Source organism: Pseudomonas sp. SL4(2022) (genome assembly GCF_026625725.1).
Lineage (GTDB): Bacteria > Pseudomonadota > Gammaproteobacteria > Pseudomonadales > Pseudomonadaceae > Aquipseudomonas.
Window position 1 is genome coordinate 459,118 of sequence record NZ_CP113060.1, and the last position, 12,483, is coordinate 471,600.

Sequence of the window (12,483 nt, forward strand, 5' to 3'; positions counted from 1 at the left end):
ACGGCTGCTAAACCCTAGAAGATTTTTGCCGCCAGGCAGCCGATCCGGCACACTACGCCTCCCGAGCAAATGCTCGTTTTCAAGCCTGCAGACTCCGTATGACCCGATCTCCGCTCCGCCGTCTCGTTTTTGGCACCCTGCGCCGCGTGCTGTACCTCTGGGTGCGCTCGGAAACCATCAACCAGTCCGCCTTTACCCTCAAGCTCGACCGCAGCAAGCCGGTGTTCTACGTGCTGCAACAGCCGTCGCTGAGTGACCTGGCAGTGGTCGATACGGAATGCCGCAAGGCCGGCCTGCCGCGCCCGGTGCTGCCGGCGGCCGTAGGTGAACTGCTGGAGCCTGCCGCCTTCTTCTACCTGACCCCGGAGCCCGATTGGCTCGGCCGGCAGGACAAACGCGGCATCTCGCCGACCCTGCAACGCCTGGTCAGCGCACTGAGCCAGCATGCCGTGGACGATGCGCAGATCATTCCGGTCAGCGTGTTCTGGGGCCAATCGCCGGACCGTGAAACCAGCCCGTGGAAGCTGCTGTTCGCCGACAGCTGGGCGGTGACCGGACGCCTGCGCCGACTGGTGAGCATTCTGATTCTCGGCCGCAAGACCCGCGTGCAGTTCTCCACGCCGATTCATCTGCGCGAGCTGGTCGAGCAGGACAAAGGCCACGAGCGCACCCTGCGCATGGTCCAGCGCATCCTGCGCGTGCACTTCCGCAACCAGAAAGCCGCCGTGATCGGCCCGGACGTCTCGCACCGACGCAACCTGGTCAAAGGCTTGGTACACGGTCCGCAGGTGCGTCAGGCGATCATCGAAGAAGCCGAACGCGAGAACATCAGCCTGGAGAAGGCCGAAGGCCAAGCCCTGCGCTATGGCAACGAAATCGCCTCGGACTACACCTACACCGCCATTCGCTTCCTCGAACTGGTGCTGAGCTGGTTCTGGAACAAGATCTACGACGGCATCAAGGTCAACCATATCGAGGGCGTGCAGGAAGTCGCCCAGGGCCATGAGGTGATCTATGTGCCCTGCCACCGCAGCCATATCGACTACCTGCTGCTGTCCTACCTGCTGTTCCGCAACGGCCTGACGCCGCCGCACATCGCCGCCGGCATCAACCTCAATATGCCGCTGATCGGCGGCCTGCTGCGCCGTGGCGGCGCGTTCTTTATGCGCCGCACCTTCAAGGGCAACCCGCTCTATACCGCGGTGTTCAACGAATACCTGCACACCCTGTTCAGCAAGGGTTTCCCGGTCGAGTACTTCGTCGAAGGCGGCCGTTCGCGCACCGGGCGCATGCTGCAGCCGAAAACCGGCATGCTGGCCATCACCCTGCGCAGTTTCTTGCGCAGCAACCGCCTGCCGGTGGTGTTTGTGCCGGTGTACATCGGCTACGAGCGCGTGCTGGAAGGCCGCACCTACCTGGGCGAGCTGCGCGGCGCGAGCAAGAAGAAAGAATCGATCTTCGACATTTTCAAAGTCATCGGCGCGCTCAAGCAGCGCTTTGGCCATGTCTGGGTGAATTTTGGCGAGCCAATCAAACTGGCGGAATTCCTCGACGGCGAGCAGCCCAATTGGCGCGAACAGGATTACGGCACGCAGTTCCGCCCGGCGTGGCTGAATGAAACCACCAGCCGCCTTGGCGAGCGCGTGGCGCAGCATCTGAACGAAGCGGCGGCGATCAATCCTGTCAATCTGGTGGGCTTGGCGCTGCTCTCCACCAGCAAACTGGCGCTGGACGAGCGCGCCCTGTCGCGGGTGCTCGACCTGTACCTGGCCCTGCTGCGCAGCGTGCCCTACTCGCCGCACACCACCCTGCCGGAGGGCAACGGCCAGGCGCTGATCGAATACGTACAGAAGATGGACCTGCTCGCCGAACAGAAGGACGCCCTCGGCAAGATCCTCTATCTGGACGAGCAGAACGCCGTTCTGATGACCTACTACCGCAACAACGTGCTGCACATCTTCGCCCTGCCGGCGCTGCTGGCGAGCTTCTTCCAGAGCAGTTCACGGATGAGCCGCGAACAGATCCTGCGCTTTACCCGTGCACTGTACCCCTACTTGCAGTCCGAGCTGTTTATCCGCTGGAACCTGGAAGAGCTGGACGGCGTGGTCGATCAGTGGCTGGCCGCCTTTGTCGAGCAAGGCCTGCTCAAGCTGGATGGCGACATGTACGTGCGCCCGGCACCCAGCTCGCGCGAATTCGTCCTGCTGACCCTGCTGGCCCGCGCCATCGTGCAGACCCTGCAGCGCTTCTACATGGCCACCGCCCTGCTGCTCAATGCCGGGCAGAACGCCATCAGCGCCGAAGAGCTGGAAGACCTCTGCACCGTGATGGCCCAGCGCCTGTCGATCCTGCATGGCCTGAATGCCCCGGAGTTCTTCGACAAGAGCTTGTTCCGTCACTTTATCCAGAGCCTGCTGGATCAAGGCGTGCTGCGTCAGGATGAGGCCGGCAAGCTCAGCCACCACCCGCTGCTCAGCGAACTGGCCGAAGGCGCGGCCAAGCGCGTGCTGCCTGCGGAGATTCGCCTGTCGATTCGCCAAGTGGCCATGGACCGCAACGAGGATGTCGCCGAGCCGGTGTAAACCACCCAATCGTAAATGCGACGTAGGGTGGATCGGGGCGCGTAGCTGACGCCCTGTTCATCCACCCTGCGACCGATCCGGTGGATGGGTAAAGCGCCATCCACCCTACGGTTCGAGAAGCCTGTAGATAACACCCAGATCGCCCCTAGACATCCAGTCACTCATGCATCCAGACAACGATCAAACCAGCAAGCCCTCCCGCGCCGAGTTTCACCAGGCCAACCAGGCGCGCGCCGAAGCTGAAGCCCAGCGCCTGCTGGCGGCCAAGCCCGAGTTGGGTGGGCGCTGGCTGAGTTGGGTCGCCGCCGAGCTGTACGCCCTCAAACCCGCGGCCTATGCACAGATGGTGCGCCGTGAACTGCAGCGGCTAAGCGACGCCCCCTGATTCAAGGGCGCGCGGACTTTTGCGTCAGTTCCTGACGGGTGCGGTTCTTGGCTTCGGCCAGTTTGTACGCCACGTAGTACTTGTAGATATTGCCGACATAATCGACCGTCTCACGCCCCACCACCCGCGCGGCTGAATGTTCGACGTTACCGAACCAGACGTTCTTATCCAAACCTGACTTCTCGGCCAAACGGCGAAATTTGCGCAAATTGCCCGGCCCGGCGTTGTACGCGGCAAAACTCAGCAGGGTGCGGTTCATTGGCGTCAGCTCGGGGTCGTTGAGGTATTTATCGGCCAGCACACGCATGTATTTGCTGCCGGCCTCAATGTTTTTATCTGCACTTTTGTCGATGCCCCTGATGCCCACCACCGGGTCTGCGGCGGTACTGGGCAACAGTTGCATAATCCCCACCGCACCGCGCGGACTACGCGCAGCCTGATTGAGCTGCGATTCCTGATACCCCTGAGCCATCAACATCAGATGGTCGAAGTCATAGGTGCCGGCATGCTTCTCAAACAGCCCCACCAGGGCATTGAACTTCTGCAGTTCCGCCTCCGTAGTGGCATTGAGTACACGCGTGCTGTTTTTCACGTACTTATTACGCAGGCTATTACCGAATGCAGTACCCGCTTTGTGCTTGTCCACAAAGGCTGCCAGTTCCTGCTTGAGCAGCGGGCTGCTCTTGCGAATCGCCCAGGCGAATTCGCCCCCCTCACGGATGTAAAAACTGTCATGAATCTTCAACTGCTTGTACAGCGGGCTCCAGGCCTCGGCAATGTAGCGGTCCACCACCACGGCATTGAGCAAGCCGGCGTTGAGCATTTCCAGCAGGTCTTCGGATTCCAGATTTTCATCTGCGGGGATGATCTTGATCGGCTTTAACCCACGCGCCTTGAACTGCCGGTTAATCCCCACCAAATGTTCGAAGTAGCTGCTGGAAGCGCGTACGGTCACCTCTTGCCCGGACAAGTCCTCCAGCCGACTCAGCGCTGCACTGGATGGCCCGGTGATGACCGCCTCACGGATATTGCTGGAAAACGGCGCGGCAAAATCCACCGTATGCAGCCGCCCCTCCGTAATGGTCAGACCGCCAGCGGCTATATCACCAATACCACTGAGTAACTTGGGCATCAATTCGTTGCGCGCCACCGGAATAAACATCACCTGCCAGCGCAGCGACTTCTGCGGGTAGGGGTGATGCCGGTTCAGCCACACCTCCAGCGCCTTGCCCATTTCATAGCTGATGCCCTGCTGACGGCCACGGTCGACCATAAAAAAGGTCTTGCTGTAAGGCACCAGCACCCGCACCAAGCGACGCTCCCGCATGCCGTCGAAGTCGCCAATCCAGTCGTCCGGCACCGGCAACACCAGCTCTTCCACTTCCGCCTCTTCGGCCTCATCCAGCTCAACCGCCAGCCAGTCGAGCACGCTCGCCTGTGCCGACAGCGAAATCGCCACCATCAGCACCCCGACCAGCAGTACCTTCATCACCCAACCATAACCCCTCATGCATGCTCCCTCACCCGAGTTAATCGACCTGCTGCGCCCGCCCTTAACAATACTGGCTCAGGCCCGCTATCGTCGCCAAGCCGCGGTGCCGGTAGTCTGGGCTAGCACTCTCCGTTAAGCTCCAACGCTGGCCTCTCACCTACAAGGATGCTCATCATGCTTCGTCTATTGACCCTGGCTGCCGGTTTTGTTCTTTCCTCCAATGCCATGGCCTTGTCCCTCGCCGACCTCTCGCAAAGCGACGCCAGCGGCGGACTCAAGGATGCCCTCAGCCAAGGCGCCAAAGTGGCCGTTCAGCAGCTGGGCAAACCCGGTGGTTTCAGCAACAACCCGGACGTACGCATCGAACTGCCGGGCAACCTCGGTAAAGCCGCAAAAACCATGAAAATGATGGGCATGGGCGCGCAGGTGGATCAGCTGGAAGCGAGCATGAACAAGGCCGCCGAAGCCGCCGTGCCGCAAGCCCAGGCACTGCTGGTGGACTCGGTGAAAAAGATGACCTTGCAGGACGCCAAAAGCATCCTCAGTGGCCCGCAGGACTCCGCCACCCAGTATCTGAACAAGACCAGCCGCGAACAGATCCGCGCCAAGTTCCTGCCTATCGTCAAGCAAGCCACCGACCAGGTCGGTCTGGCCAAGCAATACAACAGCTTCGCCGGCCAAGCCGCGAGCTTCGGCGTGATCGACGCGAAAAGCGCGAATATCGAAAACTATGTAACCGAGCAGGCGCTGGACGGCCTGTTCGCCATGATCGCCGAGCAGGAAGCCAGCATCCGTGAGAACCCGGCGGGTGCGGCGACCAATTTGGCGAAGAAGGTGTTTGGAGCGCTGTAAGAAGGCGGGGATGGATATGAAAAAGCCAGACAATGAGATCTGGCTTTTTGGGCACTGCAGCAACCTGCCTTATCGGAAAACACATCTATCCCTGTTTGAAATCGCACCCTTCACCCTGTCATTTATTGCTACGCAGTCGCGATCACTGTAAGCAGGTATCTGTTGTTTATTGCTGCTGCGCTAGCTGTACTCTCATACCTTTGGTTTCCCTGGAAAAAGCAGCGCTTAGCTTTTTAATCGTTATTGTTGCGTGCCTGTTTTATTCACTCGCGCCTAATGAGCGCAGCGACCTCAATATCTAGGCTTCCCAAGGATTGATGACAGAAACGCCCAGGTAGTCGAACTGCCAAACATTGCGTATAGCTGGGTCAAGTAACGCCTGCTAGTTAACAGCATGCTCTGACTGCACAGCCTTCACAATTGCCGTTTCTTTGGCCTACCCGCCTTTTGCGGCCTTAACTGCACCGTACGTACCAAACAATAGGCCAGTAAAGATCAGCGTTGCGCCAAGCCAGTGATAAGGCTGCAAGCCCTCCCCCAACAGCAACCACCCCAGTACGGCGGTAAACACCGGCATCAGGTAGTTGGAGAGTGCCGCCTTGGCGGCGCCGAGTACACGGATGGCGTGGTTCCAGGCCAGGTAGGCGAGCAGTGAGGCGAAGATCGCGGTGTAGCCTATAGCCGCGAGGTTGGCTGTGGTAAAGCTAAAGCGTGCGCCCTGGGCCAGTTCATACAGATAGAACGGCAGAATCAACGGCACACCCAGCAGCATCAGCACGCCCAGCAGCGCCAGTGGCGGAATCGGCAGCAGGTGAGCCGACCAGCGTCGCAACAGCAATGAGTAGAGCGCCCAGTCAGCCACCGCCAGCAGCATGACCAGGTCACCCTGATTGAATGCCAGACCGCGGAGGCTGGCCCAGCTGCCTGTGCTGATCAGCACCAGCAGTCCAACTACGGCCACTGCCATGCCCCACCAGGCGCGACTGTGCGGCCACTCGCCAAGCAGCAGGCCCGCGCCGATAAAGGTCATCAGCGGCAGGCAGGTATTGACCAGGGTTATATTGATCGCTGCAGTGGTTTGCGCGGCGGCGTAGAGCAGGCTGTTGTAGCCCGCGATACCGATGCCGGCGAGCACCAGCAAACGCCAGCCGGCCGCATGCAATGCCGCGCGGTGTTGCCACAGCGGCTTGGCCACAAAGGGCAACAGCAGAACCAGTGCCAGACTCCAGCGCCAGAATGACAGGGCGAACGGCGGGATTTCGCCGGCAAACGCCCGCGCCACCAGGGCATTGCCGGACCAGCACAGCGTCGCCAGCAGCAAACCGGCCAGCGCGATGCGCACGGAGGACGGCATACCTCAACGCTGACCGAGAGGACGCAGGCGGTATTGCGGTGGCAGCTGCTCCATGCCGCTGACGGTGACGTTGAGGTTCTTCCAGCGGCCGTCCTTGATGCCGTAGATACAGCCATGCACCGCCAGCGGCTGCCCACGATGCCAGGCGTTCTGCACGATGGTGGTGTGGCTGACGTTCGCCACTTGCTGGATCACGTTGAGCTCACACAGGCGATCGACCTGATCCTCTTCGCTGGGCAACTGCGCCAGGTGTTCACGGTGCTCGTAGTAGAGGTCACGAATGCTGCGCAGCCAACCGTCGATCAGGCCGAACTGGGTGTCCTGCATCGATGCGCGCACGCCGCCACAACCGTAGTGCCCGGTAACCAGGATATGTTTGACCTTGAGCACATCGACCGCGTACTGGATCACCGACAGGCAGTTGAGGTCGGTGTGCAGCACCACGTTGGCGACGTTGCGGTGCACGAACAGATCGCCCGGCAGCAGGCCGACAATCTCATTGGCCGGCACACGCGCATCGGAGCAGCCGATCCACAGGTACTCGGGCACCTGCTGCTGGGCCAGCTTAGCGAAGAACTCGGGATCTTCTTCCTTGATCGCTTCGGCCCAACGCACGTTGTTGTCGAAGAGGTGCTGTAGGTCGCTCATGCGTCACTCCCGGATTCGTCGATGCGCACCATAGGAGCGCCACCGGCTTTTGACAAGCACGGAGTAGCTGCCCTCACAGCGAACAGCCGGCAGCAGGCTTGATCAGGCGCGGCGACGACGCAACAACCAGAGAATCAGCAACACACCCGCCAACAGCACCAGGCTCACGCCCCATTGCAGCGGCCCGGCGTAACGGTAAAGCTCGGCTGGCTGCAGACTGGGCACACGCAGCATGCGTTGCTCGGCGGCCGCGCCCTGGGTCGGGATATCAGCCAGGCCATCGCCGTTCAGGTCCGGCATGCTGCGAATATGGTCAAGCAGGCCCTGCCACTCTTTATATTCCTGCACGCCGGGCTGCTGCGGATCAGCATCAATGATTGCATCCTTGATCGCCGCCAGTGGCCGTCCCTCGGCATCCTTGGGCTGCACGCTGAGCAGGCCCTTGGTCAGGTCGCTGACCAGCCAGGTAAAGCTGCCGACATAGCTGGTGGCGCCAATGCTGTAAAGGCGCTGGTCGGCCAGGTCGAGCGGCGTATAGCCCTTGATCGGGTCGCCGAGCTCAATTCGGCTGACGCGGTCAAATGGCACCCGCCAGGGGTTGTAACTGAAGCGCAGGCCCGACACGCGCGGGTAATAGCTTTTACTTTCACGGACCTGATAGGCCAGCAGCAGCACTTCAAGCAGGCTCTTCAGCTCCTGCCCACTGACGTACACCTTGATCAGCGGATAACCCGGCGCATCATCCAGCTCGCCAACGCCCAGCGGAGCGATGCGGAACAGGTCGGACACCGCCTGCACGCCATGCCGACCCATGATCAGGTTGTCACGAATAGTGCCGTTGCCGGTAAATGACACATCGCTGCCCGTCGCATGGCGCAGTGCATCGGTCACCAGATTGCCAAGAATCGGATCGTCATGGGCGCGGGTCAGGGTCTTGTCGACCTTGGCCAGCGGCTGGTCGAAGGTGTATCCCTTTGGCGCCAGCATCTGCGCGCTGACCACCTGCTTGAAGTCCTCGACCTTGGCAGTCACCGCAGCGCTGCCGGCAATCTGGTCATTGATCGGGTGCAGCTGGTAATCGACCACCTGCGGTTTGCCGTCCGCCGGCAGACGCATGCGCAGCTCGCCCAGGTGCTGAATCTCGGAACCAGCCTGCATCACGGGGGTGCGCCCATTGACCAGCACAGGCTGCGCCAGGGCCGTGTGCGAGTGACCGCCAACCACGATATCGATGCCCGGCACCTGCTCGACCAGCTCGACCTCTTCACCGCGCCAGCTGCCGTCTTCCTGCTGCACCACGCCCATGTGCGAAAGCAGAATCACCACCTCGGCACCCTCCTCGCGCAGCTTGGCGACCATGGCTTGAGCAGTCGCGACCGGATCGGCAAACACCGCCGGTTTGATCATCGGGCTGACTGCCACGGCGTTGTTACCGAGTAGGCCGAACAGGCCAAAACGAATGCCGCCCTTGTCGATCAGCTTGTACGGCGCAATGCGTCCAGCCTCGTAGTGGGCCTGCAGGCTGTCATCTTCCTTGCGCGCGGGGTCAAAGCCGAGGTTACTCGACAGCAGCGGCATCAGCGCATCGCCCTTGATCTTGTGCGCCGAGCTGATCATCGCGGCCAAGCCGGCCGGACGAAAATCGAATTCGTGGTTGCCCAGGGTCGCTGCGTCATAGCCCAGCTCGGTCATCAGGCGCAGCTCGCCGCCGGTTTCGCGGGTCACGGTATGAAACAGCGTGCCCATACTGAAGTCGCCGCCATCGAGCAGCAGCACCGGTTGCTCGCCAGCAGCAGCGCGGCGCTGCTCCAGCAAGGTGGCCAGGCGCGCGACGCCGCCGACGGTATCGTCATCGCCGGTGGTCGCGGGGGAATATTCGTTGTTCGGGCCAAAGCCGAGCAGGCGTGATTGCCAGTCGTTGGTGTGCAGGATGGTAAAACTGCGTTCGGCACTGGAGGCCTGAGCGCTGATGAATAGGCAGAACACCGCAAGCAACGAAGCAGACAGACGCATGACAAGTCCTTGGGGCAATGGGCCGAATACCGCTACCGCTGATGGCAGCACGCGCCAGTATGCGACAAGCTCTGCGTCAGGTCAGCGGCGAATAGCGCCGTAGGCGGTAGCTAATCGAGTCAGCAGGCGATGGGCAGGCCTAATCGAACAGCGGACAGACCATCACCAACGCGTCTTCGCGGCCGCCAACGGCCGGGTAGTAGTCGCGGCGCCGGCCCACTTCGTTAAAGCCGTAGCGCTCATACAGGCGGTAAGCCACTTGGTTACTCGCACGCACCTCCAGAAAACAGTCATTGGCGCCCTGCTTCTTGGCCTGCTGCATCAAGTGTTCGAGCAGCTTCAAGCCCAAGCCACGGCCCTGGCTTTCTGCCTTAACGGTGATATTGAGCAGGTGCGCCTCGTCCATGATGATCTGGATCACGCCGTGGCCGACCTGCTGCTGGCCTTCAAACATCACCCAGCAGTTGTAGGCGGTCAGGCTGTCGGTAAAGATGCCGCGCGTCCAAGGGTGGCTAAAGGCGGCATATTCGATTTTCAGCACCGCATCGATATCCGCCGCCGTCATCGGGCGGAAGCTGATTGCATCACTCATTCAGGTTGACTCGGCAAACGGTAGAAACCTCGGCCAAACGGCCGGGAAAGAAGTCTTCAATTGGCAGCCAACCAGCGCTGACGCACGCGCCGCATGGCTTGCCACAGCTCGCGCTTGCGCTCGGGTTCGTCCATCAGCAGTTCCAGGCCCGGCAGCGCCCAGGCAGTGCCCAGCCCCTCGACCTGCAGCTCACGGTTATAGGCCTCGGCATCCGCTTCACCGGCAAACCGAATCGCCGGCAACCCCACCAGCCATAGGCAGCTGCAAGGCTCCTGTTCTTCCAGCCGCGCGCCAACAAAGCTCTGCACATATTCCAGCGCCGCTTGCGGCCCCTGGTCGATCTGCCCGCGCACCAGCAGTGGCCAGCGCACCGGCTCGCCAATCAGTTGCGGACTGTCCGGCAGACCGGCGGCGCGCAGCAGATCCTTGAGCAGCAGATACGCGGGGTCGCGCCCTTGCAGTGGCTCACCGGTGGGCAACTCGACCAATACCGCGCAGGCACCGGCGCGCAGCAATTGCAAGGCAAAGCGCGGGGGGGCAACGGGCGTTGGCTGGGAAGTGATCTGCGTTTCGGCGTCGACTGTAGCCGGTTCCACCTTGGCCATGCGCCCCTGAGGCGCCGGACGCGGCACGTCGATCTTGGGCCGGGTAACTGGCGCGACAACGGCGGTTTCGGCATGCGGCGGCTCATAGGCCGGCGCCGCTTCAGCCACCGCCGGTGGCACGGCAGCGGCTACCTCCGGCTCGGGCTCGGCCTCAACCAGCGGCTGTAGCAACTCCGGCCGCGAGGGCGCAGCAAAGGGCAATTCCACGCGCGGCAGCCAACTGGCCACCTGCATGGCACTCAGGTAAGCACGGCGGCGCAGTTCAGCGATCAAACGTCAGCCGCCTGTGGGTGCGCCTTTTGCCCGGCCTGCATCAGGTTCAGCGCATTGATATAGGCCTTGGCCGAGGCCACCAGAATGTCAGTGTCCGCGCCGTTGCCGTTGACGATGCGCCCGCCCTTCTCCAAGCGCACGGTTACCTCACCCTGCGAGTCGGTGCCCTGGGTGATGGCATTAACCGAATACAGTTGCAGGTTGGCCTCGGAGCGGGCAATCGACTCGATGGCCTTGAAGGTGGCATCCACCGGCCCCGACCCCTGGGCATTACCACTGTGCTCGGTCCCCGCAACACTGACCACCACCTGAGCCTGCGGCACCTCACCGGTTTTGCTCGCCACCTCCAGGGTGATCAGCTTGAAATGCTCCGGCGCTTCCTCGGTCAGGGTGTCGGACACCAGGGCCTGCAGGTCTTCATCAAAGATCTCCTGCTTCTTGTCCGCCAGGTCTTTGAAGCGGGCGAACGCAGCGTTCAGCTCCGCCTCGCCGGCGAGCACGATGCCCAGCTCATCCAGGCGTGAGCGGAAGGCGTTACGCCCGCTTAATTTGCCCAACGACAACTTGTTGGTGTGCCAGCCAACCGACTGCGCTGACATGATTTCGTAGGTTTCGCGGTGCTTGAGCACGCCGTCCTGGTGAATGCCCGACTCATGGGCAAAGGCATTGGCACCGACGATGGCCTTGTTTGGCTGCACCGGGAAACCGGTGATGCCCGAGACCATCCGCGAGGTACTGAGGATATGCGGGGTGTCGATGCGGGTGTGCACGCCGAGCAGGTCTTCACGGGTTTTGATCGCCATGACGATCTCCTCCAGCGCGGCGTTACCGGCGCGCTCACCGAGGCCGTTGATGGTGCACTCCACTTGGCGCGCACCGGCCACCACCGCCGCCAGCGAGTTGGCCACGGCCAAGCCCAAGTCGTTGTGGCAATGCACGGAGAACACCGCCTTGTCGGCGTTTGGCACGCGGTTGAGCAACTGGCGAATGGTCTCGGCGTACTGATGCGGTATGGCATAGCCAACCGTATCGGGAATATTGATGGTGCGCGCACCGGCATCGATGGCCGCTTCAATAATGCGGCAGAGGAAATCGAGCTCAGAACGGCCGGCGTCCTCGCAGGAAAACTCCACGTCGCTGCACAGGTTGCGCGCACGTTTGATGGCGTGGACGGCTTGTTCCACCACCTGATCCGGCTGCATGCGCAGCTTGTGCTGCATATGGATCGGGCTGGTGGCGATAAAGGTGTGGATACGCCCGCTGTTGGCGCCCTTGAGGGCTTCGGCGGCGCGATCAATGTCCGCATCCAGGGCCCGCGACAGGCTGCACACGGTGCTGTCTTTGATGCTGTCGGCAATCGCCTTGACCGCGGCAAAGTCGCCCGGGCTGGCGATAGCAAAGCCCGCCTCAATCACGTCGACACGCAGGCGCTCCAGCGCCTTGGCGATACGCAACTTTTCCTCACCGGTCATCGACGCGCCGGGGCTCTGCTCGCCGTCACGCAGGGTGGTATCAAAAATAATGACGCGATCGTTGCTGCTCATGCTGGTGTCCTCACGGAGTCGCCGGAGCACACACCCGACGTGGGGGCGCGTGTCGATAAGGAATGATTGTCGCGTGAAATGCCGCAGGCGGGAAGCGCGGCGCATATGGATGCCAGGTCGCGGATAAAACGGTAGAAAGCAAA

General features: G+C 61.7%; 10 protein-coding genes. 3 read left to right on the forward strand and 7 right to left on the reverse strand.

The features are described from left to right. Nucleotides 1-98: 98 nt before the first annotated feature. Both plsB and OU997_RS02250 read left to right on the forward strand, forming a co-directional pair. The gene (plsB, locus tag OU997_RS02245; RefSeq protein WP_267808744.1) at nt 99-2,582 is read left to right on the forward strand and encodes a glycerol-3-phosphate 1-O-acyltransferase PlsB; all 2,484 of its coding nucleotides are present in this window, start codon (nt 99-101) and stop codon (nt 2,580-2,582) included. A gap of 163 nt (nt 2,583-2,745) precedes the next feature. After that, entirely contained in the window at nt 2,746-2,967 is a 222-nt protein-coding gene (locus OU997_RS02250) for a hypothetical protein (RefSeq protein ID WP_267808746.1), read from the forward strand. Between the two features lies 1 nt (nt 2,968). Here the strand turns inward: OU997_RS02250 and OU997_RS02255 are convergent, their stop codons facing one another. Continuing rightward, a complete protein-coding gene (locus tag OU997_RS02255; protein ID WP_371920668.1) occupies nt 2,969-4,429 on the reverse strand; it encodes a transglycosylase SLT domain-containing protein in 1,461 nt (486 codons plus the stop codon). Nucleotides 4,430-4,633: 204 nt separating this feature from the next. Between OU997_RS02255 and OU997_RS02260 the strand changes: the two genes are divergently transcribed. After that, nucleotides 4,634-5,311, forward strand: coding sequence for a DUF4197 domain-containing protein (locus OU997_RS02260; protein ID WP_267808749.1), 678 nt, complete (start codon nt 4,634-4,636; stop codon nt 5,309-5,311). Nucleotides 5,312-5,747: 436 nt separating this feature from the next. Here the strand turns inward: OU997_RS02260 and OU997_RS02265 are convergent, their stop codons facing one another. The 6 genes from OU997_RS02265 to OU997_RS02290 all read right to left on the reverse strand — a co-directional run bounded on the left by OU997_RS02265 (nt 5,748) and on the right by OU997_RS02290 (nt 12,340). Continuing rightward, nucleotides 5,748-6,665: a DMT family transporter gene (locus OU997_RS02265; protein WP_267808751.1), complete on the reverse strand. Its 918-nt coding sequence runs from the start codon at nt 6,663-6,665 to the stop codon at nt 5,748-5,750. Between the two features lie 3 nt (nt 6,666-6,668). Continuing rightward, nucleotides 6,669-7,313, reverse strand: coding sequence for a carbonate dehydratase (can, locus tag OU997_RS02270; protein ID WP_108489488.1), 645 nt, complete (start codon nt 7,311-7,313; stop codon nt 6,669-6,671). Between the two features lie 102 nt (nt 7,314-7,415). After that, nucleotides 7,416-9,326, reverse strand: coding sequence for a bifunctional metallophosphatase/5'-nucleotidase (locus tag OU997_RS02275; protein WP_267808755.1), 1,911 nt, complete (start codon nt 9,324-9,326; stop codon nt 7,416-7,418). Nucleotides 9,327-9,465: 139 nt separating this feature from the next. Then, nucleotides 9,466-9,918 (reverse strand): ribosomal protein S18-alanine N-acetyltransferase, encoded by a 453-nt coding sequence (rimI, locus tag OU997_RS02280; protein ID WP_108489490.1) that lies wholly within the window; start codon nt 9,916-9,918, stop codon nt 9,466-9,468. A gap of 56 nt (nt 9,919-9,974) precedes the next feature. Continuing rightward, entirely contained in the window at nt 9,975-10,796 is an 822-nt protein-coding gene (locus tag OU997_RS02285) for an energy transducer TonB (protein WP_267808757.1), read from the reverse strand. Next, nucleotides 10,793-12,340 (reverse strand): 2-isopropylmalate synthase, encoded by a 1,548-nt coding sequence (locus OU997_RS02290; RefSeq protein WP_108487067.1) that lies wholly within the window; start codon nt 12,338-12,340, stop codon nt 10,793-10,795. Before OU997_RS02290 ends, OU997_RS02285 begins: the two co-directional genes overlap by 4 nt. Between the last annotated feature and the right edge of the window lie 143 nt (nt 12,341-12,483).

What these genes read in the sequence shown, in the direction of transcription:
- plsB (WP_267808744.1), top strand. Translation starts at nt 99, where the DNA reads ATGACCCGATCTCCGCTCCGCCGTCTCGTTTTTGGCACCCTGCGCCGC.
- OU997_RS02250 (WP_267808746.1), top strand. Translation starts at nt 2,746, where the DNA reads ATGCATCCAGACAACGATCAAACCAGCAAGCCCTCCCGCGCCGAGTTT.
- OU997_RS02255 (WP_371920668.1), bottom strand. Translation starts at nt 4,429, where the DNA reads ATGGTGGCGATTTCGCTGTCGGCACAGGCGAGCGTGCTCGACTGGCTG.
- OU997_RS02260 (WP_267808749.1), top strand. Translation starts at nt 4,634, where the DNA reads ATGCTTCGTCTATTGACCCTGGCTGCCGGTTTTGTTCTTTCCTCCAAT.
- OU997_RS02265 (WP_267808751.1), bottom strand. Translation starts at nt 6,665, where the DNA reads ATGCCGTCCTCCGTGCGCATCGCGCTGGCCGGTTTGCTGCTGGCGACG.
- can (WP_108489488.1), bottom strand. Translation starts at nt 7,313, where the DNA reads ATGAGCGACCTACAGCACCTCTTCGACAACAACGTGCGTTGGGCCGAA.
- OU997_RS02275 (WP_267808755.1), bottom strand. Translation starts at nt 9,326, where the DNA reads ATGCGTCTGTCTGCTTCGTTGCTTGCGGTGTTCTGCCTATTCATCAGC.
- rimI (WP_108489490.1), bottom strand. Translation starts at nt 9,918, where the DNA reads ATGAGTGATGCAATCAGCTTCCGCCCGATGACGGCGGCGGATATCGAT.
- OU997_RS02290 (WP_108487067.1), bottom strand. Translation starts at nt 12,340, where the DNA reads ATGAGCAGCAACGATCGCGTCATTATTTTTGATACCACCCTGCGTGAC.